Below are 25,920 nucleotides of genomic sequence, written 5' to 3' on the forward strand. Positions count from 1 at the left end.
CTGCTCTGCCCTCTACTCCTCTGCCATCAGGCTGTCACTGTGCCGTCATGGCAACGTCATCGGCGGCCCCCATACTGGCGCCTTTTGGTATAGACCAATAGGCAGACCATGACCCAAGAAACACTTCCCTTCTGGTTGGCCGAGGCCCTGGCCCTGGAACAACCAGCCGACCCCATCCCCCTCGGGCAACACATCGAGGCCGACATCGCCATCGTCGGCGGCGGCTACACCGGCCTGTGGAGCGCCATCAAATTGAAGCAGCAGGATCCGGCCCTGCGAGTGGTTATCATAGAGCGGGCGCTGTGCGGCAGTGGCGCCTCAGGGCGCAATGGCGGCTGCCTGCTCACCTGGTCCACCAAGTACCCCTCCCTGCGCCGCCTGTTTGGTGAGCAGGAGGCCGCCCGGCTGGTACAGGCATCCGAGCAGGCAGTCTTTGCCATCCGCGACTTTTGCCAGCATCACGCCATCGAGGCGCAGCTGCGTCTCGATGGCACCCTCTACACCGCCACCAGCCCGGCGCAGTTGGGAGGATTAGCCCCTGCCCTCGCCGCCCTCGAGCGGGCAGATATCAGCCGCTGGCAATCCTTGTCCCAGGAGGAGGTGCAAGCCCGCGCCGGCTCCAGGGCGCACCTGGCGGGCCACTTCAGCCCGGCGGCGGGCAGCGTGCAACCCGCCCTGCTGGTACGCGGGTTGCGCCGGGTGGCCCTGGCCCTTGGCATTGTCATCCATGAACAGACCCCCATGACCCGGCTGGTGCACGGCGCCAGGCCCCTGCTCGAGACCCCCCTTGGCAGCGTCAGGGCCGACAAGGTGATCCTCGCCATCAACGCCTGGCTGCCGCGCCAATGCCGCCAGTTCTCCCGCAACCTGATCCTGGTCTCCTCCGACATGGTGATCACGGATCCCGCCCCCGAGCGTCTGGATGCACTTGGACTGACGGATGGGATCAGCGTGGTGGATGGCCGCACCTTTGTGCACTACTACCGGCGCACCCCGGCCGGTCGCCTGATGCTGGGCAAGGGGGGCAACCGCTTTGCGTTTGCCAACCGCCTCCACCCCTGGTTCGATCGCCCCAGCGCCTTCGCCGCCGATCTGCGCCGCCGCCTCGACGGCTTCTTTCCCTCCCTCGCGAGTCTGCCTATCGCCGCCAGCTGGACCGGCCCTTCTGATCGCAGCGCCACCGGCCTGCCCTTCTTCGGCCATCTCGAGGATCACCCCAATGTCCTCTATGGCGCGGGTTATTCGGGCAACGGCGTGGTGCAGAGCTGGATGGGGGGAGAGATCCTCGCCGCCCTGGCGCTGGATCTCGACAACGAGTGGCGCCACTGCCCCCTGGCCATGGGCCCCCGGGGCCAGTTCCCACCGGAGCCAATACGCTGGCTCGGCGCCAACCTGGTGCGCCGCGCCATCCTTCGCAAAGAGCAGGCCGAGGACGAGGGGCGCCCCGTGCCCTCCTGGGCTCGCCATCTTGCCCGCCTCGCCGATGCCGCCGGCAAGGCGGACAAGGGCTGAACCGCGCCACTTATCCCCTTGGCCCCCCCCGTTTCGCCGGGGTGGTGCCTGGGGGTCCAGATGCAGGCAACAGCACAATGAGGCCGAGAAGCGGTGCTCACTTTTCCATAGAGCGCCTATTTTCATCAGCCCGGATAAGTGGTTGCCTCGTCACGCCGGCTCGCCCTTGCACCCCTGCCACTGACGCCTCACTTGATTATCTCGCCTCTCCAACCCAGCACTGCGGCTGCCGCTTCTGGTTCTACTCCGCGAGTGCCTCGCTTGACCTGCTATAAACCCAGCGACTCCTCCTCCCTCGCCCCGCCCTGTAGACGGCCTGCTCCCCCGAGGTGGCAGGGTGTGGATCCTTTCCTGACGATCCTGGTTTGATGGCATATGTGATGATTTTTCACTCCAGCAGCCGCGTATCCCGACGCTGATACCCCTGATATGGGACCAGGGCACTGCGCCCAAGGCCTATGGTGCGTGCGAAGAGAGAATGAATGAGGGAGGAGAAGACCGGAATAGGAGCCTGACATCGGATAGAGCAGATACAAAGCACTAAGCCCATGAGGGAGTGTGCGTCGCAGGCGGGGCGCCCACCGGGCCAAGTCATGGGACGCAGCGGCCTGTTTGCATGCGCAGCATCCGCAGCATCCGCAGACCGCCATTGTTCCCTCAGGCAGTGAGGCCCGCATCGCGGGCCTCTTGTAGCATCTGACACGCTGACGTGACGATGGATCAGGGTTTCTCCCCCGCCCCCAATCGGCGATTGATCTCTTCCACCACGGCGGGCAAGTCGGCCAAGGTATCAATAAGAAAATGGGCCCCCGCCTGCTGTAGTCTGGGGGCCGCCTTGGCGCGGCACACGGCCAGGGTCTCCGGGCTGGCGGCCTGATATTGGGCCAGGGTGAGACCCGCCTCGTTGCCGGAGAGAGTCAGGCCGACAGTCCACATGCCGGCGTTGATCCCCTCCTCTATGCCGGGGGCCGCATCGTCCACCTTGATGCAGGCCTGCACCGAGCCCACTCCCAGGGCATTGACGTTGGCAAGCGCCATCCAGGGGCCGGGCCTGCCCCCTGCGGGCAGATCGTCGGTGGCCACCACATGATCCGGGCGGTAACCCGCGTCCGCGGCGGCGGGCAGCAGGGCCTCCATCACGGTTCTCGGGTAGCCGGAGCAGGAGCCTATCTTGATGCCCCGCTCCCTCAGCCAGGCGATGGTGGCCAGGGCTCCCGGGATGGGCTCGGCGAACTCGGCCACCTTGGCCCGCTGCAACGGCATGAAGGTGTGATAGAGGGTATCTACCTCGGCCTCGCTCATGGAATGGCCAAAGCGGGCGCGCCAGCGCGCATCCACCCCAGGCAGGCGGCCCAGGGCCTGGATGTGATCCCATTTGCCAAGACCCATGGGCACCCTGGCCTCGGCCAGGGTCACCTCGAATTCATAGGCGCGGGCGAAGGCCTCGACGAAGATGCTGGTCGGGGCAAAGGAGCCAAAGTCGACCACGGTGCCGGCCCAATCGAGGATCACGGCTTCCACTTGCTTGTTCACTGACTGCTTGTTCATTGTGCTCTCCTGGCAAGGGTGGCCTTGCCGTTATGGGTGGTGCATGGCATGGGATGCCTGACATCAGGGGGCGCCCCGGTGGCCTGGTCAGGCCTGCCAGTCACAGTTGGCGGCCACGGCGACCAGCAGGCGATCTATGTCAGCGAGATAGACTTCCCCTATGTTGCCGATGCGAAAACAGTCGGCCTGGGAGACCTTGCCCGGATAGATGACGAAACCCGCCCCCTTGAGCCGCTCATAGAAGCGTTTGAAGTCGTAGCCCGGCGCCGTCGGGGCCAGGAAAGCGGTGATGATGGGGGACATCTTCGCCGCAGCGAGCAGGGGCTGGAACCCCAGGGCCGCCATACCGGCCACCAAGCGGCGCTGGTTCTCGCAATAGCGGGCATGACGAGCGGTTACCCCCCCCTCCTGCTCCAGCTCCAGCAGTGCCTGATAAAAGGCGCGCACCACATGGGTCGGGCTGGTGAAGCGCCACTTGCCACCCCCCTGCTCCATCACTCGCCACTGGTCGAACAGATCCAGGGAGAGGGAGCGGGCAAGCCCCTCGCAGGCCAGCAACCGGCTGCGTCTGGCCAGCACCAGACCAAACCCGGGCACACCCTGGATGCACTTGTTGGCCGAGCTGATCAGAAAGTCGATACCGGCGCGCTGAAAATCGATGGGAATGCCGCCAAAGCTCGACATGGCATCGACGATGAAGCAGCGCCCCGCCTGCTGCACCACCCGGCCAACAGCCTCCAGGGGGTTGAGCAGGCCAGTGGTGGTCTCGCAGTGCACCATGGCCACATGGCTGATGGTGTCATCCTCGGCCAGCAGGCGGGCCAGCTCCTGAGGGTCGGCTGGCTGACATTCGTCCAGATGGTAGACCCGATGGAGTAGGTTTAGTCTGCGTGCTATCTCGACCATGCGGGCCCCATAGGCGCCGTTGTCGACGATCAACAACTTGTGGTTCTGGCCGATCACGCTGCCCAGGCAGGCCTCGACGCTGGCGGTACCCGATCCCTGCATCAAGACGCTGCTGTAAAGAGCCGGGTAGCCGGTCAGGGCCTCCAGCCGGGCACGGATGGCCTGCACCACCCCCAGGTTGTAGTCGTCGTCCCAGGTACACCAATCCTTGAGCATGGCTTCACGCACGGTGCGGGAGGTAGAGAGCGGACCCGGGGTCAGCAGCAGGTAGGGATTGTCCTTGTTCATATGGCCTCATCGTCGGCAGCTAGTGGGCAATTCATTCTGGTCTATACCATTAAGCGCCATGGTATGAGGGCCACTTGCGGGGGTAAAGCGCCCAGCTGCAATCTTCATCAAAGCTTCATATAGCCCAGTCACGGCCAGCTATTACTGGCCAGCAAGAGTCACAGGATTGCCATCGCATCGTCATCCAGCCGTCATTTTTCCTTCCTAGCATGCCAATCCAACCATCTGGTATGAACCAGATTGGTGGCGCGGGTCTCCCGCTCCAATCACCCCACTCCACCGCAATAGGGAAAGTTCGATGAAGATGACCAAGCTCGCCGCCCTGCTGGGCATGATGACCCTCGCCACAACCGCCCACGCCAAGGAGGTGTTGACCGTCTACACGGCATTTGAGACCGACATCATGGGTCCCTATCAGCAGGCCTTCGAACAGGCCCACCCCGACATCGAGATCAAGTGGGTGCGCGACTCCACCGGGGTCATCACCGCCAAGCTGCTGGCCGAGAAGGCGCGGCCCCAGGCCGATGTGGTGTGGGGACTGGCGGGATCCTCCCTCGCCCTGCTCAAACAGGAGGGGGTGATCAAGCCCTACCATCCCGTCGGCGCCGAGGCCCTGGATCCGGGTCTGACGGATCCCGAGGCGAACCCGGCCTGGTATGGCAACGACGCCTTCTTCAACGCCGTCTGCTTCAACGAGGCCATGGGCAAATCCCTCGGCATCCCGGCCCCCACCAGCTGGGACGATCTGCTCAAGCCCGAGTTCAAAGGGAAAATTGCCATGCCCAATCCCGCCTCCTCCGGCACCGGCTTCATGATGGTCGCCGCCTGGTTGCAGAGCCTGGGGGATGACAAGGGCTGGGCCTACATGGAGAAATTGCACGGCAACATAGCCCAGTACACCCACTCGGGCTCCAAGCCCTGCGTGCAGGCGGCCCAGGGCGAGGTGCTGGCGGGCATCTCCATGAGCCTGCGGGGAGCCAAACTCAAGACTCAGGGCGCTCCCATCAGCGTGATCCTGCCCAAGGGCGGCATCGGCTGGGATACCGAATCCGTGGCCCTGGTCAATGATCAATCCGCCGCCGCCAAGGCGCTGGTTGACTGGTCCATCGGCGAGAGCGCCAACCGCCTCTATAGCCAGAACTACCCCGTGGTCGGCATCGCAGCCCTGAGCAAGCCTGTGCCCAACTACCCGGACGTGAAGCAGGCGATGATCCCCCTCGATTTCGCCAAGATGGCCAGGGAGCGTGGCCAGATCCTCGCCGACTGGAGCAGCCGCTTCGATGGCAAGTCCGAGGCCCAGTGATCCGCATCGGGTCAACTGGCTCTGTCACTTCGCGGCAAGTCCGAGTTCGGCGACCCTTGATCAGGGTTGCCGCACGACTGTGATCCCCACCGGCTGGCGGCAGAGCGGCCGGATCGAAGATAAAGCAACAGCGGCGCCCAAGGGCGCCGCTGACGTTGCCGGGACTCGCCCCTTTTTCTCCCTCGCCGCCATTGTCATCAAGCTGCAATCTGACGACGGGATAATCTGGTCTACACCAAGAAGGAGTCCTCTGATGAGCGCCTATCTGCAACTCGAACACCTCTCCAAGCACTTCGATGGCTTCACCGCCGTCAACCCCCTCTCCCTGGCCATCGAGGCGGGGGAGTTCGTCTGCTTCCTCGGCCCCTCCGGCTGCGGCAAGACCACCATGCTGCGGATGATCGCCGGGCTGGAGACCCCGAGCAGCGGCAGCATTCGCCAGGGGGGCCAGGATGTCACCCTGCTCCCCCCCGAGGCCCGCGATTTTGGCATCGTCTTCCAGTCCTATGCCCTGTTTCCCAACTTGACGGTGACCGAGAACATCGCCATCGGCCTGCGCCAGCAGAAGCTGCCGAGCCAGACCATCGCCACCCGGGTCGCCGAGTGGCTGGCCCTGGTCCATCTGGAGGCGGCCAAAGACAAGTACCCGGCCCAGCTCTCCGGCGGCCAGCAGCAGCGGGTCGCCCTGGCCCGGGCGTTGATCCTCTCCCCCGGCCTCTTGCTGCTCGACGAGCCGCTCTCGGCCCTGGATGCCAAGGTGCGCGTGCATCTGCGCGACGAGATCAAGCGCCTGCAACGGCGCCTTGGCATCACCACCATCATGGTGACCCATGATCAGGAGGAGGCACTGACCATGGCCGATCGCATCCTGGTGATGAACGCCGGGCGCATCGAACAGTTCGGCACCCCGGAGGAGATCTACCGGGCCCCGGCCAGCCGCTTCGTCGCCAACTTCGTCGGCCAGATGAACTTCCTGCCAGGCCTGCTCGCCTGTCCGGGGGAAGGGATAGGCGGCGAACTCGGCATTCGTCCCGAGGCGCTGCGCCTCTCATCTCTGGGGGGGCAACTGCCGGTCGAGATTTCGGACTGCGCCTTCCAGGGTAACCACATGCGGGTCGCCTGCCATCACCCCGCCCTGACCGAACCGCTGCAGGTCAATGTGCCATTGCGGGAGCTCGCGGCGCTGGATCTCGCCCCTGGCCGCCGCCTGCACCTGGAGATCCCCCGGGATCAGCTGCATCACTTCCGCCCGGAGCCCACATGCCACGCCTGAACTCCCCCCACCCCCAGTCTGAGCCTCTGTGCCTGTTCGGAGTCCCCATGCCGACCCTCTCCCTGCTTGCCCGGTCCCAGTGGCGTGCGGATCGCCTGCTGACTCTGGCCCTGCTGCTCGCCGTCAGCCTCTTCCTGCTGCTGGGGCTGGCCGCCCCCCTGCTGGCCATGCTGCAAAAGAGCGTGCAGGACGGCAACGGCCAGTTCGTCGGCCTGGCCAACTTTCAGCACTATCTCGCCTCTCCCCAGCTGCGCGCCTCCGCCGGTCACACCCTCTTGATCGGGCTGACGGTGAGCGCCGGGGTGGTGTTGCTCGCCTTCGGCTACGCCTTCGCCCTGACCCGCAGCTGCATGCCGGGACGGCGATGGTTTCGCCTGCTGGCCAACCTGCCGATCCTCGCCCCCTCCCTGCTGCCCGCCATCAGCCTCATCTATCTGTTTGGCAACCAGGGCATGCTTAAATCCTGGCTGATGGGGGAGTCCATCTATGGCCCCATCGGCATACTGCTCGGCCTGGGCTTCTGGTGCTTCCCCCATGCCCTCATGCTGCTCTGCACCACCCTGGGCACAGCGGATGCGCGCCTCTACGAGGCCGCCCGGGTGCTCAAGCTGCCAAGCTGGCGCCGTTTCTTGCTCATCACCCTGACCAATGCCCGTTATGGCATCCTCAGTGCCCTGGTGCTGGTGTTCACCCTGGCGGTGTGCGACTTTGCCGTTGCCAAGGTGATCGGGGGTCAATATTCCCTGCTCGCCACCGATATCTTCAAGCAGGTGGTAGGCCAGCAGAACTTCACCATGGGCGCGGTCACCAGCGTCTTCCTGCTGCTGCCCGCCCTGCTCGCCTTCGGCCTGGATCGCTGGCTCGCCCGTCGCCAGCGGGGACAGCTTGCCAGCAACGCCGTCATTTACCGCCCCGCCCCCCACAAGCTGCGTGACGGCTGCTGCCTGATCTTCTGCTCTCTCATCGCCCTCTTCATCGTCACTCTGATAGGGGTCGCCATCTATGGCTCCCTGATCAGCTTCTGGCCCTGGGATCTGACCCTCAGCCTGCGTCATTATGATTTTGCCAGCACCACCCCCTATGGCTGGCAGCCCTGGTTCAACTCCCTCACCCTGGCGGCCGGGGTCGCCCTGTTTGGCAGTGCCCTGGTGATGCTGGGCAGCTATCTGGTGGAGAAGGGGGATGGCTTTGGCTGGCTGCGCCGCCTCATCAGTCTGCTGGGGCTGCTGCCCATGGCGGTACCCGGCATGGTGCTGGGACTGGGTTACATCTTCTTCTTCAACCAGCCAGGCAACCCCCTCGCTCTGCTCTACGGCACCATGACCCTGCTCGTCATCAACTCCCTGTGTCACTACTACACGGTCGGCCAGATGACGATGCAGGCCGCCCTCAAGCAGATGCCGAGCGAGATAGAGACGGTGGCCAGCTCCCTCAAGCTGCCTCGCTACCTCACCTTCTGGCGCATAACACTGCCGGTGTGCAGCCCGGCCCTGCTCGATGTCGCCATCTATCTGTTCGTCAATGCCCTGACCACCACCTCGGCCCTGGTCTTCCTCTACTCCCCCGATACCCTGCCCGCCGCCATCGCCATCCTCAATCTGGACGATGCGGGCCAGACCGGCAGCGCAGCCGCCATGGCCGTGCTCCTGATGTTCACCGCCATGGCGGCCAAGGGGGTCTATTTCCTGCTGTCACACTGCCTTGGGCTGCGTACCCAGCGCTGGCGTCAGCGCTGAATCAAGGGCAAGCAAGAGACAGGGCCAGTTGGCCCTGTCCGTCTCACTGAGTACATTGGAGTCCTATGTCCCCCCTCGTCTTTAGCCTGGTTCTCGGCTCAGCACTGCTGCATGTAAGCTGGAATGCCCTGATCAAGGGCGCCCGCGACAAGGGCGCCATGACGCTGCTGGTCAGCCAGGGTTGCGCCATCATCGCCCTGCCCCTGTTGCCATGGCTGCCTCTGCCCGCCCCGGCCGCCTGGCCTTTTCTGCTGGTCTCGGCCCTGCTCCACGTCGGTTATTACCAGCTTCTGGCCCGCGCCTATGGGGCTGGCTCCCTGGCCCAGAGCTATACCCTGATGCGCGGCGGCGCCATCCTGCTGCTGTTCATCCCCTCGCTGCTGCTCGAAGGCATGCCAGAGGGACCTGCCCTGGCGGGCATCGCCCTCATCGCCGCCGCACTGATCCTGCTTGGACTCAAGGGAATGAACAGGGGGGATCCCAGCCCCTGGCAGTGCGCCTGCCTCATCGCCTGCTACACCCTGGTCGATGGCATGGGGGCCCGGGCCAGCGGCGGTCAGCCGGTGGCCTATGTGCTCTGGTTGGTGACTCTGGAGGGGGGGCTGATGCTGGCGCTGGCGCGCCGGGCCCTCGGGAGGGCGATCTGGCCGATATTGAGGCGGGGCTGGTGGCTCGCCCTGCTGGGGGGCGCCTGCTCGACCCTGGCTTACGCCATCGTGGTGTGGGCCATGACCCAGGCGCCTCTGGCGCAGGTCAGCGCCCTGCGCGAGAGCGGCATCCTCATCTCCTTCCTGATTGGCGCCCTTTGTTTTCAAGAGCGCCTCGGCCGTGGCAAATGGCTGGCCGCCCTCACCCTGCTTGGCGGTGTCTTGCTGCTGCGGCTAGGTTGAAGGCGAGTGCGAACCTTGCACAGCGCGTTGTGTGATCTGATAGCTGAGTGCATTGATCTGCGCTTTTGAGTCTATCCCGCTTAGCCAGAAATCCTCCGCCACGATCCAGGTGTGGTCTGAGCACGCCCGATCAGGGAACGAAATGGTAGATCCACCCCTCGTCCAGGGGAAAATCGGCAGGGGGGGCTTGCAAGGGAGGCAATGCTTTCACTTTATCCCCGGCAGCATATTGCAGCGCCATCAGGGCACAGAGGGCGGCGTCATATTGATCCGTGCCCGGTTGCAGCGTCTTGGGCAGGAGGAGATGGATCTCGGGACGGGCGCAGGATACCCTGCCCCCTTGCTTGGCCAGGGCGGGATAGACCTCGAGCAGCGCCCGAGGTGCCGCAGGGACCTGCTGTGGCACCCGCTGTAACGGGGTCAGGGCCGGAGCCATGGCCAACGCCAGAGTGGCATTGTTGCCAAGCCTGTCGAAACTCGCCGAGAGTGGCTTCTTGCCATAGCGTTCATGGAGCCAGCGCTCGCAGTCACGATAGGCATAGGGGTTGTCTATCTCCCGCGCCGGAATGGCGATCTGCTGCACCTCCCCCCGAAGCAAAGCAGTAAACCCTCGGGGAAAGGCGAGTGGCGCATCCATTCCCAAGGCGAAACGGGGGTGACTCAGCAACTCATCGCAACGTGCCTTGCTTTTGAGCAACGGCATCAGTAACGAAAAGATATCAGGTACCCCCCGTGAACTGAGCCGAAACAGCGGCGAGACCCCGAGCCAGTGCAGGCTGTCATCCTCCCGGCGCCATCCCGCCAGTGCCACCGCCTGGGCTTTGCCCTGCCAGCCACGAACATCCCAGCCAATGCCGATGGCATCCCAGTGATGCCAAGGAAGCATGTCTGGTGCCATATGAGAGTGATGCTCATCTCCGTGCGAGGCCACAGACTCCCCCTCGTTATCCATCATGTTTCGCTCTGTATTCGGGCTCATAGGCCAGGCTCCCTCATGGGTGATCTGAAGGGGCACAGGGTAAACAGGACGCCGCCATTCATAAAGGGATGACGGCGTGCTATCAGAAGGATTTCTTGAAATTGATCAGGGGCAAGATGGGGAAGATGCCATTCTCGGCGTAGTTGGCCAGGCCAATCTGCAGACCATCCAGGTGCTTGGTGGCATTGATGAAGCCTATCTGGAAGGTGGTTCGTTCGGCATAGTTGACGAAACCGACGTTGGCCAGGGCATTGCCACGGGCGATGTTGACCGCCCCCCAGTTGAGGCCTTGCACATTATTGGTCAGGTTGACAAAACCCAGGTTCACGCCCCTGTCCTGACCGTCATGCCAGTTGAGGGCGTTGATGGCAACACCGTTGAACTGATTGCGCACCCGGCCTGCGCCAAAGAAAACACCCAGCTGCAAACCGGTAAAGTTGTTGACATCCGACAAGGCAAACACCGGCAGGTCGAGGCCCTTCACAGAGGCGGTGCGACCATAGAGCAAGGAGGCGCGCGCCCCTTCTACCTGCTGGGAGGCGGGCAGGTTGATGCCGGGCAGGGAGATCTGAATGGGGGTAGCCGCCTCGGCCACCCCGGCGAGGGTCAGGGTGGAGCAGGCAATCAGTGTGGTCAGCTTGTTCATGGGCACTCCTTGGCGCAGGATCTGGGTTGCTAGCCTAGCAAGCTGGTATCCGGGACACGAGCCCACCCCGACTGCGCTGCGACCAGTCTGGTCGAACCCCGCACCACCAACCCTGCAACGCGCGACACTCGCCGCTATGGTGAACCGGGCCCCTCAGTTCCTCCCAATCATGGCATCGATGCGGCTAACCCTTTCCATGTGGAGGTTAACTGCCTAAAATGGCCGCCCTGCGCTTATGCATCATAAATAGAGGAAGTTCCCATGGAGACGTTTCTGCTGGAAGGCCACCCCTTCGTTGCCCTGTGCGATCTGATCAAACACCAGGGGTGGGCCGATTGCGGCGGCGCCGCCAAGGCACTGGTTGCCGAAGGCCTGGTCGAGGTGGATGGACAAGTAGAGACGCGCAAGCGCTGCAAGATAGTGGCCGAGCAGGTGGTGAACTTCAATGGCAGCAAGGTGGTGGTCAAGGCTGGCCTGAGCCCGGTGATAGCGTAATCCCCCAGCCTGCCGTCAGCGCCCGCTGGCGGCATCTGTCCGAGCTTCTCTTGATCTCCTTGGTGACGCCGTCGGCCGAGCATCTTTCATTGCCTCGACACCCGATGGGCCCTCTTCGCGGCAACCCTGCTCGCTAACTGGCCTTGATTGACAAGGTCAGCACGAAGCGCGCCACTGGCTCATCACCGCTGAGTGAAGGACAGCTGGCCACCACCTCGATAGGCCGGTTGATACGCTGGCCGCTGGCCAGGGAGGCGTCAATCATGGCGTCAATCGCTTCGCCGGCTGCGCAGTCAAACTGCACATCCCCCTCGGGACGCTTGAGGAAGTCTCCCTGCACATCCTTGAAGGCAAAGTGTACCTTCTTGCCCCTGGCCCGCCCCTTCTCCATCACCAGCAGCCCACCCACCAGATCGGCGCCGGTTGCCAAGGCGCCAAAATACATGCTGCCCAGATGATTGCGGGTACGCCAGCCAAGGGGCATGCGAATGCGCAGGGCGCGTTCATCCATCTGTTCGATGACGGGGCCACAGAAGCCGATGAGAGGGATATAGCGCCAGGCGAAGAGGCGCAGGCCAAGGTTGGCCTTGAGGCGTTGCAGGTCCATTGCTAACTGATCCGATGAGTGGGTGTGAACGAGATGTTGCCTGTATGACAATTCAGATTCAAGGGCAGATATCCCCCTCATTGAGGTTATTTTCCCCTCAACCGGCTTCTTACCCCTCGACATCGACCTGCTAACGCCCTGAAACCGCCCTCTTTTAACCTCATCCAGCCCCACTAGTTCAGCCCGACAGGGTCACAACTGACAGATATAACAGTAACGTTCTGCTCTTTCCGTCACTAGGCTCTTCAGGCCCTGAGCTGGGCAGCCAGCCAGGGTCAATCACAGGGTCCATTTTCTTTAAAAGGATATAGAGATGAGTAACGATAAACAGTTGTTCAATGGCGGTGAGAGCGCAGGTACTTTCTCTTTGGATTTCAACAACAATCGTGCCTACGAGCTCTTTGGCAAGGAGTACCTCAAGTGTTATGCAAACCTGTCTGTCAAGGGCCGGATGAGCAGGCCATTGCCCTCCGGCCCCCTGAGCTACTCGGTGGATTTCGCCATGGACTGCGGCTGCAACTCGGTGCTGATCGACTTCAATCATGCCTATAAGAAGACCTTCGGCAATCAGATCCAATTTACCCTGCGCGAGTCGGACTACAGTGCCGAGCTGGTGCTCTGCCGCCTGCTGCCCGAAGCCAGTGCCAACCGCCTCAATACCCGCGATCAGTTCGCCGAGGCCAATGCCTTCTTCGGTGATGCACGTCTGGCCCAGAGCAAGTCGGTCGGCAACGATCCCTATGCCGACAAGGATGGCCTGGTCGAGTTCATCGTGGCCAACGAGCTGCTGACCGACCCCGCCGTCATGGCCAAACTGGCCGAGCAGAAGGCGTATCTCATCGCCATCACCTCGGTGGTCACCTCTTACATCAACCGCTACGCCGAAGCCTATGGCGAGCAGTACAAGACAGATGCCGACCTCTGGGCCCTGGCGCTCTCCAAGATACCCTTGATGGGGCCAAGCAAGATCGACCAGCAGAGCTACAGCCGCCATATCAAGGGGCTCAGCATCGCCACCGACTTCATCAACTTCATCATGGATGTGGTGGTGAGTCAGGGCACCAGCGCCCTGGCCAGCTTCAACAAGTTCCTGGAAAAACAGGGGGATGCCATCCGCTTCGGGGTGGAGAACAACAAGGACTTCTACAAGACCATCACCGTCGGGATCACGGTGGAAGTCTTCAAGGTAGGCACCGAGCTGGTCTATGTGCCGAAGATCAAGCAGTACCGCATCAACTTCGACAGGCAGAACAGCAAGTTCACCTCGGCCTGTGCCAGCGCCGAATTTGTCGATATCTACTTCAACTATCTCTACGCCGCCAACGTGTTCGACTACGAAGCGCTCAAGGATCCCGAGATCAAGAAGGATTTCGATGCCTTCATTCAGAAGCAGCGCAAGGCACAAATTGAAGAGGCCGACACCTTCTTCAACGATGACTTCCCGCCCCAGCAACCCAAGCTGGAGCAGCGCAGCAAGGCAAAAGTGTAATCCGTCGCAACACAGCACCTAAACAAACAGTCGGCCAAGGCCGACTGTTTTATTGCTGGCATGTTGCCTGAACCAAGATTCAGGCCCGCTTCTCTTCGAGCCAGGCCCCCTGGCTCTGCATCTCGAACAGCTGGGCATAGTGGCCTTGCTGGGCCATCAGCCTCTGGTGGCTGCCACGTTCACTCACCTGGCCGCGCGTGAGTAGCAGGATCTCGTCGGCATCCACTATGGTGGAGAGCCGGTGGGCAATCGCGATGGTGGTGCGCCCCCGACGCGCCGCCGCCAGCGCCTTGGAGAGGGCCAGCTCGGTCTGGGAGTCCACACTCGCCGTCGCCTCATCCAGGATGAGAATACGGGGATCCCCCACCAGGGCCCGGGCAAAGGAGAGCAGCTGACGCTGACCAGCGGAGAGGTTCTTGCCCCCCTCTTCCAGCTGGGTCTCTATTCCATCGGGCAATTGGGCCACGAACTCGGCCAGCTGTACCTCACCCAGGGCCTGCCAGAGCCTCGCCTCATCAATGCCATCGCGGCCCAGACGCAGGTTCTCGGCCAGGGTGCCGACGAAGATGAAGGGGTCTTGCTGCACCAGACCTATGCTGCGCCGCACCGCCGCCAGTGACAGCCTGGCCAGGGGGCTGTCATCAAAGCGGATCTCGCCGCGCCCTATGGGGTAAAACCCCATCAGCAGGCTGATGATGGTGGATTTGCCGCTGCCGGTGTGGCCCACCAGCGCCAGCATCTGGCCGGGGGAGACGGTGAAACCCACCCCCTGCAGCACGGGCTGCTGGCCATCGTAGGAGAAATCCACCTCCTGGAAGCTCACTCGGCCAGCCAGGGGAACAACCGCGCCCTCGGTACTCTCTCGCCCCTCATCGAGCAGGGCGAACACCCGCTCCCCCGCGACCATGGCTTGCTGCAACTGGTTGAGCTGGTTGGTCATCTCGATGAGGGGCTCTATCATGCGCCCCAGATAGCTGATGAAGGCATAGAGCACCCCCACCTGAATGGCCCCCCCCACACTGGCCCCTTCATGGGCAAAAAGCGCCAGCAGACCGATGAGCACCATCATGTAGAAGAGATCGATGAGAGGACGCAGCAGTATGCCGTTGATCTTGAGGCTCTTGAGCCGCGCCGCCCAGTGGCGCTGGTTCAGCTCGGAAAAGGCGTTGGCAAAGCGCACCTCCTGCACCATGGCCTGGATGACGGGCATCCCCTGCAGGGATTCGTTGAGTCGGCTGTTGATGTCCGACAGCAGGCTGCGGGTCTCGCGCACCACGGGCACACTTAACCGCTGGTAGAGCCACATCACCGCCCCCACGGCCGGCAGCAACGCCGCACACACCAGCATCAGCCGCACGTCCAGCAACGCCATCGAGATGAGGATGCCGCACAGCAGCACCAGCTTCTGCACCAGCAGGCCTATCACCTGGACATAGAGGTTCATGATGGCCTCGGTGTCGTTGGTGATGCGCGAGATGAGCGACCCCGAGCGATGCGTATCAAAATAGCTGGCGGGCAGGCGGATGGCGGTGGCAAATACCTGTTCGCGCAGGCGCTGTACCACCCCTTGGGCGATGCGATTGAAGCGCAAGGATTGCAGATAGAAACCGGCGGCAGAGAGCAGTTGCAGCCCCAGATAGCTGGCCCCCAGGGTGGCAATCATCGGCCAATCGAGATTGCGCGGCGCCAGGTAATCATCGATAAACAGCTTGATGATGAGCGGGCCTGCCACTTCGGCCCCGGTGGCGAGCAGCAGGCAGATGCCCGCCTGGGTCAGCCAGGCCGGATATTGCGCACAATAACCCAGCAGTCGCTTAATGGTCGGATTCACAGACTCTCCTCCACATCCTGTCCCAGAGGCTGATAGCGCAAAACCTGCGAATAGGCAGCGTACATGGCATTCATCATCGCGTTCACAGGCTCTCCTCCAAGTCATGCTCCAGACGCTGGTAGCGCACCATGTCCGCATACCAGCCATCATGGGCCATCAAGGCCGCATGGCTGCCTCGCTCGCTGATGTGCCCCTTGTCGAGCACCAAAATCTCGTTGGCCTGCTCCACCGCCGTCATCCGGTGGCTGACCAGGATCAGGGTACGTCGGTGCGCTTTCAGGGCCATCAATATCTGCTGCTCGGTATGGGCATCCACCGCGGAGAGCGCGTCGTCGAGCACCAAGATCGGCGCCGCCAGCAGCAGTGCGCGGGCGATGGCGAGCCGCTGTTTCTGGCCGCCAGAGAGGGTAATCCCCTTCTCGCCCACCTCGGTCTGATATCCCTTGGCAAAGCGCACTATGTCATCGTGCACGCAGGCGATGCGCGCCACCCGCTCAATCTCCTGTTGGCTCGCCTCGGGACAGCCCAGGGCGATGTTGGCGGCGATGGTGGTTGAAAAAAGGAAGGGCTCTTGCGGCACATAGGCATACTGGCTGCGCAGCACCTCCAGCGATAAGCCATCGATGGGACTTCCCCCCATGCTGATGGTGCCTGAGCTCGGATTGGCAAGGCGCATCAACAACTTGAGCAGGCTGCTCTTGCCGGCGCCGGTACGGCCAACGATACCCAGCATGCCGCCCTCGGTCAGGGTGAACTGGATATCGGCGAGCAAGGTGCGCTCCTTCAAGGCAAACCCCAGAGCCTGCGCCTGCAACGGAAAGGCATCGGTAAAGGGCACGGGAACCTCGGGTTCGTTGATCTCGCCCCGCTCCCCAAGCAGATGCTCGATACGCGAGTAGGCGGCGCTGCCCCGCTCTATGATGTTGAACAGCCAGGCAATGGCAAACATGGGCCAAATGAGCTGACCGAGATACATGGTAAAACTGGTCAGTTCCCCCAGGGTCATGTCGCCTTTGAGCACCAGGGCACTGCCACCAGCCACCGCCAGGAAATAGGAGCAACCGATGCAGAGATAGATGACGGGATCGAACTTGGCATCGATGCGCGCTACCGCCATGTTGCGCTCCCCCGCCTCCCGGGTCAGGGCGGCAAACCCTTCATCTTCGAGGGACTCCACCGCATAGGACTTGAGTACCCGCACTCCAGAGAGTGCCTCCTGGGTCTTGTTGTTGAGCCGGGAGAAGGCCCCCTGCGCCGACTTGAACGCCTTGTAGATCTGCTTGCCAAAGCGGTTCATGAAGTAAGCCATCACCGGCAGGGGCAATAACGAAAGCAGTGTCAGCTGCCAGGAGTACTGGCTGCACATGATGGTAAGCACCAGGGCCCCCACCATGATGGAGTCGACCAGGGTGAGCACCCCCTCGCCCGCCGTCATCTCCACCGCCTGGATGTCATTGGTGGCGTGGGCCATCAGATCCCCGGTGCGATGGCGCTGGTAGAAATCCGGGCTCATGCGGGTGAAATGGACGAAGAGCCGGTTTCGTAGCACGTAAGCGAGGCGGTAAGAGGCGCCAAACAGCATGACCCGCCAGACGTAACGCAGCAGATAGATGATGACGCCAAGACCAAGCAGCCCGAGCAGATACTGGTTCAGCTTGAGTTGATTGAGTTGACCACTGCCGATGCCATCGACGACCCAGCCCACTATCTTGGGCGGGATCGCCGTCAGCAGCGCCACCACGGCCAGCAGCGAGATGGCGATCAGATAACGTCGCCACTGCTCCTTGAAAAACCAACCCAGACGAAGAAATACGCTCACACAGGATCCTTGATGATGAAGGCGGTGCCACAGGCAAGGGCCCGCATGGCGGGCGAAGATGATGCCCAAACGGGCATGGTCACAGCGCCAACATGATAGCGCGAAGTGGCGGCCGTGAGAATAATTGCCATTTGATGAGCCCCGCCTGCTCAACGCCGGCGCGGGGAGCAGTCAGCAACGAGGGGCCATCAGGCCCCTCGTTGCATGGCTGTCCAGCCGGGTTAGAAGCGTGGTAATCGCCCCTCGCCATGGGCGAGCATCTCCTTGCCATCCCCCGTCATCAAGTAGTGAGATACCCTATCCCGGGTCTGGCTGAAGATATGTTGCAAGCGATCCAGGTCCTGTTCACTGAGCTCCTCCTCCTGATGCAGCCGCCATTCGAGCTCGGCGGCGATCAGATTGAGTCGCCTGGCAGAGATATTGGCCGATACCCCCTTGAGGGTGTGCAACAGCCCCAGCGCTACCTTGGGTGCTGGCCGGCGCAGGGCTGAGCGGATCTCCCACAGGTCATCTTTATGCTCCGACATGAACAATTTGAACAGGATCTGCAGGGCCTCCCTGTCCTGATCGAGTCGATGCAGCGCATCGGGCAAATCCAGTAAATCCATGGTTTCGGGGGGCTTGACCACCACAGCCTGACCACTCGGTACCTGCTTGAGCCACTGGATCAGATTGTTGTAGAGATCCAGCTTGCTGACCGGTTTGGTGACATAGCCATTCATGCCAACCCCCAGGCAACGCTCCCGGTCGCCGGGCATGGCACTGGCGGTGAGGGCGATGATGGGCACATCGTGCTTGTCGACCATCTTGCGGATCTGGCGAGTCGCATCCAGCCCATCGAGCACCGGCATTTGCAAATCCATCAGGATGACATCGAACGGCTGCTCGGCGACTCGCTCCACCGCCTCGCGCCCGTTGCTGACCACGGTCACCTGCACATCGACCCGCTTGAGGTACTCGAGGATGAGCTGCTGATTGACCCTGTTGTCTTCCGCCAACAGCACCCGGGTGCCCTTGAGCAAGTCATGGAAATTCTGCTGATCCCCCTGGACCTCCGCCTGGCGCATCCGCCTGTCGAAGGAGCTGCCATTGAGCAGTTCATCCACCTTGGCGAGCAAGGCGTTCTCCGTCATGGGTTTGGCGAGGAAATGGTTGAGGCCTATGCTCTCCATCCGTACCTGTAGCCCCTCCTTGGCCCAGGCGCTGGTCATCAGAATGGGGATGAGTCGCCACTGACTGTGCTGACTCATCTCCAGCGCCAGGTCCAGGCCATCTTCCTGGCCCATTCGCCAGTCAAAGATGGCCAGTTGCAGGTTATTGCCCTCTTCACGCAGCACCATCCGGGCCCGCGAGACGCTGTTGGCCTGTATCACTCTGGCCCCGGAGCGCCCCAGTATGCCGCTGATGAGCTCAAGCACCAGCTCGTTGTCATCCATCACCAGAACGAGCGGCTCTTGCTCGAAGAAGACCCGCCGCCCCGAAACCCCATAGAGCGCCTTGTGCATCGGGATCTCGAACTGGAACAAAGAGCCGGCCCCCGGCTTGCTCTGCACCGTGATCTTGCCGCCCATCAGCTCCACCAGCCGCTGGGAGATATTGAGGCCAAGACCCGAGCCCCCATATTTACGGGTATTGCCCGCCTCCAGCTGGGTAAAGGGCTGGAATAGCTGAACCTGCTTCTCCTCGGCGATGCCGATGCCGGTATCACGCACGCTAAAACGCACCCGCATGGGATCGACACTGGCAAGGGTAATGGCAACCTCCACCTCGCCGCGTTCGGTGAATTTGATGGCGTTGTTGACCAGGTTGACCAATACCTGCCCCAGGCGCAGGGGATCGCCACGCAGAAAATCGGGCACCGCCACCGATTTGTTGATGATCACCTCGACCTGCTTGCGCTCCGCCAGGTCGGCGAACATGCCAGCCAGGGAATCAATCTGCTCGGCCAGGTCAAAATCGATCTCCTCCAGGCTCAGCTTGCCAGATTCCACCTTGGTCAAATCGAGAATGTCGTTGATGAGCAGCAGCAAGGTGTCTGAGGAGGACTTTATTTTGCCAAGGTAATCCCGCTGTTGCTGGCTGAGGGGGGTCTGCAGCGCCAGGGTGCTGAAGCCGATGATGGCATTCATGGGGGTGCGGATCTCGTGGCTCATGTTGGCCAGAAAATCACTCTTGGCCTGGGCCAGCAGTCCGGTCTCCCGGGAGAGTTCGCTCAACCGCTGATTGCGTCGCCACAGGGTCAGGGCCACCAGGGCAAAACTTATCAGGGCACCGGCCAACACCAGCAGGAAGAAGCGGCTCTTGAGCTCAGATGCTTGCCGGATCTTGTTCTGCTTCCAGTCGACCAGCCCCTCGAGCTCGTGCATGTCGATCACCTGATTGCGCAGCTCATGGTAGGCGGCAACTTGCTCGGTCACATCCTGAGTGAGCGAGATCAGACTGCGCAGGGACGGCACCTTGTCGCTGTGCGTCTCCAACTGCTGCAGCAATTGGTTGATGGCTTTTTGATCGGCTGGATCCCAGTTGCGTTTCAGGTAATGAACCTGTTGCGCCAGGCTATGCAAGGCCAACTGCAGACTGGCATCGGCCTCCCTCAGCACTGTCTGCAACTGCTGCTGGAAGGGCCTTTCTATATACGACAGCCCCATCTCCATGGAGGAGAGGCGGGTCAAGTCGCGTAGATAGCGCTCGACATTTTGAAGCAGCGCCTGGGCATAGGAGTTGCCAGCAGAATCTGGATCCTGCTGCACTTTGCGCACAAACCTGTCCAGATTGACCGAGAGTTGTTCGAGGCGTTGTTGTACCTGTTCATCATTGGCTTGCTCGTGCCCCAACAGATAAACGGTGTCGGTATTGACCCGATTGAGGATCATCTCGGCGGCCACACTCAAGTCGAAAGCCCGTTGCTGCTGGATAAGCAGGCGCCAGCAGTAGCCGCTAAACAGCAGCAGGGTGGCGATGACCACACATAAGATCAGGCGGTTGGACCTTGTGTTACTATTCATCCCGTTTTCACTCTCATGTATGACGTGCTCCCGCAGGCAGAGGATATCGAGGCGCTGCCATGTTAGCGCCAGCGAGCCCTGAAAGTGAAATGGATGTGCTAAATCAACACATAACGACTAGGAGGAGCGCCCAATGACAACTATTACCACCTATTGTAGCCAGTGCCTGACCCGCAATCGGCTGCCTAGCACAAAATTGCAGAACGATGCCAAATGTGGCCGCTGCCAACAGCCCCTGTTTGCTCGTACCCCCGTCGAGGGGGACAGCAGCCACTTCGATCTGTTGATCCAGTCCGATCTGCCCGTCGTGGTCGATTGCTGGGCCAGCTGGTGTGGCCCCTGCCAGCAGTTCGCCCCCGTCTTTGCCGAGGTGGCCCGCGAACTCGAACCCAACATACGCTTCGTCAAACTCGATACCGAGCAGCAACCCCAGATAGCTGCCCGTTATGGCATTCGCACTATTCCCACCCTGCTGCTGTTTCATCGGGGTGCGCTGATCGCCAGGCAATCAGGCTCGCTCCCCAAGATGGTGTTCAAGCAGTGGCTTGCCGAGAAAACCACCACAGATTGATACACCCTTGTTTCAGTTATGTTTCATTTTTGTGGGGGATGCGAACAGCTCTGTGAGCCCCTCCAAAATTTGGGGATCTCCCCCTGTTTGAAACGCCCCAACAGTCGTAACCTCGGCAACACAACAACAACCATAAATTAACCGAGAGCATAACATGCAAACCTCTGCCGCCCCTTCCGCCCCATCACGCTGGCTGGACATCAAGGCCGGGATTGTCATCCTGGACGTCCTGCTGCTCTGTGCCATGCTCGCCTGGCTCCCGTTTGAACCCATGGTCAACAAGGGGATCGGCATCCTGATCTTCATCGCCATCCTCTGGCTGACCGAAGCGGTCAACATCACCATCACCGCGATCGCCATTCCGGTACTCGCCACCCTGCTCGGGGTGTTCGACATGAGCAAGTCGTTGACCGACTTTGCCAACCCTGTCCTGTTCCTCTTCTTCGGCGGTTTCGCACTGGCCGCCGCCTTGTCCAAGCAGGGGCTCGATACCCAGATAGCCGCCAAGGTGATGCAACTTGCCAAGGGCCACCTCGGCTGGGGCGCCCTCGTGCTGTTCACCATCACGGCCGCCCTCTCCATGTGGATCAGCAACACCGCCACCGCCGCCATGATGATGCCGCTCGCCCTCGGCATGCTCAAGGGCATCGATATCCAGAAAGAGCGCCGTACCCTGGTCTTCGTCCTGCTGGGGGTGGCCTACAGCGCCAGCATCGGCGGAATAGGCACCCTGGTCGGCAGCCCCCCCAATGCCATCGCCGCCGCCCAGATGGGCCTCGGCTTCACCGACTGGCTCAAGTTCGGCATCCCCGTGGTGCTGATCTTCATGCCGGTAGGCATTGGTCTGCTCTATCTGGTGGTGCGCCCCAACCTCGCCCACCAGGTCAGTGCCGAGAAGGTCACCATCGAGTGGACTGGCCAGCGCAAGACCACCCTGTTCATCTTCCTGGCCACCGTGCTGCTGTGGATAGGATCGCAACCCATCGCCAAGGCGCTGGGGGGCATTCCCCAATTTGATACCCTGATCGCCATGGGCGCCATCCTGGCCATCGCCGTCAGCCGGGTCGCCAGCTGGGACGACATCAACCAGAACACCGACTGGGGTGTGCTGCTGTTGTTCGGTGGTGGCCTGACCCTGAGTGCGATCCTCAAGCAAACCGGTGCCAACGCCTTCCTGGCCGAGCACCTGTCCAGCGCCCTCGCCACCATGCCTATCTTCATCATCCTGCTCTGTCTGGCCACCTTCGTGATCTTCCTGACCGAGCTGGTCTCCAACACCGCCACCGCCGCCCTGCTGGTGCCCCTCTTCGCCGGTGTGGCCGAGGCGCTCGGTGTCTCCCCCATCGTCATGTCGGTACTGATTGCCGTCGGAGCCTCCTGCGCCTTCATGCTGCCGGTCGCCACCCCGCCCAATGCCATCGTCTTCGCCAGCGGCCATATCCAGCAGCGGGAGATGATGCGGGCCGGCCTGGTGCTGAACCTGGTGTTCACCGTCATTCTGACCATGCTGGCGTACTTCATGGGTGACATACTGCACTGATCAGCCTCATGAGCCTGCCAGTACTGGCGGGGCGGGTAGCGTCCCTGAACCCTTGAACGAACAGCAAAGCCCCGCATCGTCGGGGCTTTGCTTATGGCATCCCCGACCCAGTCGATTGCTCCCCTTGCCACGTCATGGCCGCGCCAGCCCCGATGACGGATCCCTGGCTACCTCCTTTCTACCCGTCCCCCATCGACCTTAATGCGACCTTAAGAAAGCGCCTTCATGATGCGGACAGCGGCACGCCAGGGATCTGGATGCATCACAACGAGAGGAGAATGTCATGGCGAACACGATGGGAAGCAGCAATGAGATCGCGGTATGGGATCCCCTGATCAGAGGTTTCCATTGGGCCACCGTCCTGCTCTGCCTGCTCAACCTGTTCATTCTGGAGGAGGGAGAGCGCAATCATCGCTATGTCGGGTACGCATTGGCTGGCTTGTTGCTGCTGCGCATCCTGTGGGGCCTTGTCGGCGCTGACTACGCTCGATTTGCCCAATGGTTTCCCACCCCGGCCCGCATCACCCGTTACCTGCAGGCTACCTTGCAGGGGAAACACCCCTATTATCTCGGCCACAATCCGCTCGGTGCCTTGATGGTACTGCTGCTGTTGGGCTGCCTGGTGGGAACCGCCGTCACCGGGATCATGACGGAGTACGAGCAGCTGTTTAATGAGGAGCTCATGGAGGAGCTGCACGAGTTCTTTGCCAAGGCGCTGCAGATTGCCATCTTCATCCATGTGCTGGCGGTCATCGTCCTCGATCGCCTGACCCGGGGCGATCTCATCAGGGCAATGGTCACCGGCAAGAAGCGCGTGCCGACAGAGACCGAGATTGCCGACAAGCGTTGAAGCACGCTGCCTGGCCAATGGCATAAAAAAACCCCGCAATGCGGGGTTCTTCAGATCTGATGGGGATTAGCCGATCTTGCAGGCACTCAGGTTCCAGATCCGATCCACATAATCCTGGATGGAGCGGTCGGAGTTGAACTTGCCCATGGTGGCCGAGTTGATGATCGCCTTCTTGGCCCACAGCGCCGGATCCCGATACCAGGTATCGATCAGCTTGTGCGCGTCCGAGTAGGCGGCAAAATCGGCCAGGGTCAGGTAAGGATCCCCCCCTTCCAGCAAGGAGCGCTTGATGGAGGAGAGCTCCCCCGGCTTGCCCGGCGTGAAGTAGTCGGTATCGAACCAGTCCAGCACGGCCTTGAGCTCGGAGTTGGCATAGTAGAAGTCATAGGGGTTGTAACCCCGCGCCTTCAACGCCTTCACCTCATCCACGTTCAGACCGAAGATGGCGCAATGCTCGGCCCCCGCCTCCTCCACTATCTCTATGTTGGCGCCATCCAGGGTGCCGATGGTGATGGCACCGTTCAATGCCAGCTTCATGTTGCCGGTGCCCGACGCCTCGTAGCCAGCGGTAGAGATCTGCTCGGAGACGTCGGCGGCCGGGATCATCTTCTCCGCCAGGCTGACCCGGTAGTTCGGCATGAACACCACCTTCAGCTTGCCCTGGATGCGGGTATCGTTATTGACCCGCTCCGCCAGCTTGTTGATGGCATAGATGATGTCTTTGGCCAGCTTGTAGCCGGGCGCGGCCTTGGAGCCGAAGATGAACACCCTCGGGTGCATGTCATAGTCGGGGTTGGCCAGCAGGCGACGATAGAGGGCCATGATGTGGATGAGGTTCAACTGCTGACGCTTGTACTCATGCAGGCGCTTGATCTGGATATCGAAGATGGCATTGGCATCCACCTCGATCCCGGTCTCGGCCTTGATCACCTTGACCAGCTTCTCCTTGTTATGACGCTTGATGGTCATGAACTGCTGCTGGAACGCCTTGTCGTCGGCAAACTTGACCACGCCGCGCAGCTTGTCCAGCTGCAGCGGCCACTCCTTGCCCACCACCTCGTCATAGAGGGCGGCGAGCTCGGGGTTGCAGGCCAGCAACCAGCGACGGGGGGTGACCCCGTTGGTGACGTTGCACATCTTGTCGGGCCAGAGCGCGGCAAATTCGGGGAAGAGATCTTCTTTCACCAGCTTGGAGTGGATCTCGGCCACGCCATTCACCTTGGAGGAGCCGATCACGCACAGGTTGCCCATGCGCACCTTGCGTACCTCCCCCTCTTCGATGATGGAGAGCTTGGCCTTGATGGCATCATCCCCCGGCCACTTGACCTCGACCAGATCCCCAAGGAAGCGGGCATTGATCTCGTAGACTATCTCGAGATGACGGGGCAACACCTTCTCGAACAGGCTGACGCTCCACTTCTCCAGGGCCTCTGGCAGCAGGGTGTGGTTGGTGTAGGAGAAGACCTGGTAGCAGATGGCCCAGGCCGCATCCCAATGCAGATCCTCTTCGTCCACCAGTACCCGCATCAGTTCGGGGATAGCCACTGTCGGGTGGGTATCGTTGAGCTGGATGGCAATCTGGGCGGCAAAGTTGGTGAAGTCGCTGCCATGCACCCGCTTGTAGCGGCGCATGATGTCCTTGATGGAGCAGGCACAGAAGAAGTACTGCTGGATCAGGCGCAGCTCTTTGCCTGCATCTGTCTCGTCGTTCGGGTAGAGCACCTTGGAGATGGTCTCGGCCTGGGCCTTCTCCGCCTGGGAGTCGACATAGCCCCCGGCGTTGAACACATCCCAATCGAAGAACTCGGAGGCGCGGGACTCCCACAACCGCAATATGTTGACGGTGTGACCGCCAAAACCGACCACGGGGATATCCCAAGGCACCCCTTTGATCTTGCGACCGGCATGCCACACCTTCTTCAGGCCACCGTTGTCGCCAAAGACCGTCTCGACGTAGCCATACAGGGGGATCTCCTGCACCGACTCGGGACGGCAGATCTCCCAGGGGTTGCCATATTCACGCCAGGAGTCCGGGCGCTCAATTTGGCGACCATCCTGGATCTCCTGACGAAACAGGCCGTGCTCATAATGCAGACCATAACCTACCGCCGGGTAGTTCAGGGTGGCGAGTGAATCGATGAAGCAGGCGGCGAGCCGACCCAGACCACCGTTGCCGAGGGCCATGTCAGGCTCCTGCTCGCACAGATCGGTCAGCTCCAGGCCCAGCTCGCGCAACGCCTCTTCACAGATACTGTAGAGGGAGAGGTTATGCAGGTTGTTGGAGGTCAGTCGCCCCATCAGGAATTCGGCCGAGAAGTAGTGGATCGCTCGGGTATCTTTGTTGAAATGAGTCTGCTGGGTGCGGGTCAGCCGTTCGTACACCTGTTCATTGACGGCGGCGGCGGTCGCCTTCCACCAGGCTTGAGGTGAGGCTTTCTGTTCGCTAGTGCCCAGCGTAGCGCGCAGATGGCGCACTATGCTCGCCTTGAGCTGATCCTTGTTCAGTTGCAGATCCAGCTCTGTCTTCTTCTTGGTAGCCATAACGCTGTTTCCTTCGTTACTTAAATAATTTGATTGCCCGCCAGGGACCGGGGTTATTGTTATCTGAGAATATGTTCCGGCGTGGGCATAC

At 61.6% G+C, this 25,920-nt stretch carries 19 protein-coding genes; 10 read left to right on the forward strand and 9 right to left on the reverse strand.

The features are described 5' to 3' along the window. The first annotated feature begins 108 nt into the window (after nucleotides 1-108). Complete coding sequence (locus M2366_RS00240) at nucleotides 109-1,512, forward strand: FAD-dependent oxidoreductase (protein WP_259268670.1); 1,404 nt, start codon at nucleotides 109-111, stop codon at nucleotides 1,510-1,512. Between the two features lie 720 nt (nucleotides 1,513-2,232). Here the strand turns inward: M2366_RS00240 and phnX are convergent. Next, complete coding sequence (gene phnX, locus M2366_RS00245; protein WP_259268671.1) at nucleotides 2,233-3,060, reverse strand: phosphonoacetaldehyde hydrolase; 828 nt, start codon at nucleotides 3,058-3,060, stop codon at nucleotides 2,233-2,235. Nucleotides 3,061-3,147: 87 nt separating this feature from the next. After that, the gene (gene phnW, locus M2366_RS00250) at nucleotides 3,148-4,254 is read right to left on the reverse strand and encodes a 2-aminoethylphosphonate--pyruvate transaminase (RefSeq protein ID WP_259268672.1); all 1,107 of its coding nucleotides are present in this window, start codon (nucleotides 4,252-4,254) and stop codon (nucleotides 3,148-3,150) included. Nucleotides 4,255-4,552: 298 nt separating this feature from the next. Here phnW and M2366_RS00255 point away from each other — a divergent pair, with 298 nt between their 5' ends. The 4 genes from M2366_RS00255 to M2366_RS00270 all read left to right on the forward strand — a co-directional run bounded on the left by M2366_RS00255 (nucleotide 4,553) and on the right by M2366_RS00270 (nucleotide 9,456). Continuing rightward, complete coding sequence (locus M2366_RS00255; protein ID WP_042042330.1) at nucleotides 4,553-5,557, forward strand: putative 2-aminoethylphosphonate ABC transporter substrate-binding protein; 1,005 nt, start codon at nucleotides 4,553-4,555, stop codon at nucleotides 5,555-5,557. A gap of 253 nt (nucleotides 5,558-5,810) precedes the next feature. Continuing rightward, nucleotides 5,811-6,830, forward strand: a complete 1,020-nt coding sequence (locus tag M2366_RS00260; protein ID WP_042042329.1) for an ATP-binding cassette domain-containing protein — start codon at nucleotides 5,811-5,813, stop codon at nucleotides 6,828-6,830. After that, nucleotides 6,818-8,566: a putative 2-aminoethylphosphonate ABC transporter permease subunit gene (locus M2366_RS00265; RefSeq protein ID WP_259268673.1), complete on the forward strand. Its 1,749-nt coding sequence runs from the start codon at nucleotides 6,818-6,820 to the stop codon at nucleotides 8,564-8,566. The genes M2366_RS00260 and M2366_RS00265 overlap by 13 nt, the downstream gene beginning before the upstream one ends. A 65-nt stretch (nucleotides 8,567-8,631) precedes the next feature. After that, entirely contained in the window at nucleotides 8,632-9,456 is an 825-nt protein-coding gene (locus M2366_RS00270) for an EamA family transporter (RefSeq protein ID WP_259268674.1), read from the forward strand. A 130-nt stretch (nucleotides 9,457-9,586) separates the two neighbouring features. Here the strand turns inward: M2366_RS00270 and M2366_RS00275 are convergent, their stop codons facing one another. Beyond that, nucleotides 9,587-10,342 (reverse strand): DUF429 domain-containing protein, encoded by a 756-nt coding sequence (locus M2366_RS00275; protein ID WP_259268675.1) that lies wholly within the window; start codon nucleotides 10,340-10,342, stop codon nucleotides 9,587-9,589. Between the two features lie 175 nt (nucleotides 10,343-10,517). Beyond that, a complete protein-coding gene (locus M2366_RS00280; RefSeq protein WP_224432801.1) occupies nucleotides 10,518-11,081 on the reverse strand; it encodes a VC2662 family protein in 564 nt (187 codons plus the stop codon). A 261-nt stretch (nucleotides 11,082-11,342) separates the two neighbouring features. Here M2366_RS00280 and ybcJ point away from each other — a divergent pair, with 261 nt between their 5' ends. Continuing rightward, nucleotides 11,343-11,576: a ribosome-associated protein YbcJ gene (ybcJ, locus tag M2366_RS00285; protein ID WP_042042325.1), complete on the forward strand. Its 234-nt coding sequence runs from the start codon at nucleotides 11,343-11,345 to the stop codon at nucleotides 11,574-11,576. A gap of 133 nt (nucleotides 11,577-11,709) precedes the next feature. Here the strand turns inward: ybcJ and M2366_RS00290 are convergent, their stop codons facing one another. Beyond that, complete coding sequence (locus M2366_RS00290) at nucleotides 11,710-12,183, reverse strand: PaaI family thioesterase (protein ID WP_042042323.1); 474 nt, start codon at nucleotides 12,181-12,183, stop codon at nucleotides 11,710-11,712. 313 nt (nucleotides 12,184-12,496) lie between these two features. Between M2366_RS00290 and M2366_RS00295 the strand changes: the two genes are divergently transcribed. Next, on the forward strand, nucleotides 12,497-13,672 hold the full coding sequence (locus M2366_RS00295) for a hypothetical protein (protein ID WP_259268676.1): 1,176 nt from the start codon (nucleotides 12,497-12,499) through the stop codon (nucleotides 13,670-13,672). A 79-nt stretch (nucleotides 13,673-13,751) separates the two neighbouring features. Here M2366_RS00295 and M2366_RS00300 read toward each other — a convergent pair whose 3' ends face one another. From M2366_RS00300 to M2366_RS00310, 3 genes are all read right to left on the reverse strand, one after another. After that, complete coding sequence (locus M2366_RS00300; RefSeq protein WP_259268677.1) at nucleotides 13,752-15,503, reverse strand: ABC transporter transmembrane domain-containing protein; 1,752 nt, start codon at nucleotides 15,501-15,503, stop codon at nucleotides 13,752-13,754. An 82-nt stretch (nucleotides 15,504-15,585) separates the two neighbouring features. Continuing rightward, nucleotides 15,586-17,322: an ABC transporter transmembrane domain-containing protein gene (locus M2366_RS00305; RefSeq protein WP_259268678.1), complete on the reverse strand. Its 1,737-nt coding sequence runs from the start codon at nucleotides 17,320-17,322 to the stop codon at nucleotides 15,586-15,588. Between the two features lie 221 nt (nucleotides 17,323-17,543). Beyond that, nucleotides 17,544-20,327, reverse strand: coding sequence for a response regulator (locus M2366_RS00310; RefSeq protein WP_259268679.1), 2,784 nt, complete (start codon nucleotides 20,325-20,327; stop codon nucleotides 17,544-17,546). A 133-nt stretch (nucleotides 20,328-20,460) separates the two neighbouring features. Between M2366_RS00310 and trxC the strand changes: the two genes are divergently transcribed. The 3 genes from trxC to M2366_RS00325 all read left to right on the forward strand — a co-directional run bounded on the left by trxC (nucleotide 20,461) and on the right by M2366_RS00325 (nucleotide 23,288). Further along, the gene (gene trxC, locus M2366_RS00315) at nucleotides 20,461-20,898 is read left to right on the forward strand and encodes a thioredoxin TrxC (RefSeq protein WP_042044434.1); all 438 of its coding nucleotides are present in this window, start codon (nucleotides 20,461-20,463) and stop codon (nucleotides 20,896-20,898) included. A 154-nt stretch (nucleotides 20,899-21,052) separates the two neighbouring features. After that, complete coding sequence (locus M2366_RS00320) at nucleotides 21,053-22,438, forward strand: DASS family sodium-coupled anion symporter (protein WP_042044435.1); 1,386 nt, start codon at nucleotides 21,053-21,055, stop codon at nucleotides 22,436-22,438. A 295-nt stretch (nucleotides 22,439-22,733) separates the two neighbouring features. Then, the gene (locus M2366_RS00325) at nucleotides 22,734-23,288 is read left to right on the forward strand and encodes a cytochrome b/b6 domain-containing protein (protein WP_259269095.1); all 555 of its coding nucleotides are present in this window, start codon (nucleotides 22,734-22,736) and stop codon (nucleotides 23,286-23,288) included. 66 nt (nucleotides 23,289-23,354) lie between these two features. Here the strand turns inward: M2366_RS00325 and M2366_RS00330 are convergent, their stop codons facing one another. Beyond that, nucleotides 23,355-25,829 (reverse strand): glycogen/starch/alpha-glucan phosphorylase, encoded by a 2,475-nt coding sequence (locus tag M2366_RS00330; RefSeq protein ID WP_259236623.1) that lies wholly within the window; start codon nucleotides 25,827-25,829, stop codon nucleotides 23,355-23,357. Between the last annotated feature and the right edge of the window lie 91 nt (nucleotides 25,830-25,920).

The sequence above is a fragment of the Aeromonas sp. BIGb0405 genome (assembly GCF_024807335.1).
Taxonomy (GTDB): Bacteria; Pseudomonadota; Gammaproteobacteria; order Enterobacterales; family Aeromonadaceae; genus Aeromonas; species Aeromonas rivuli.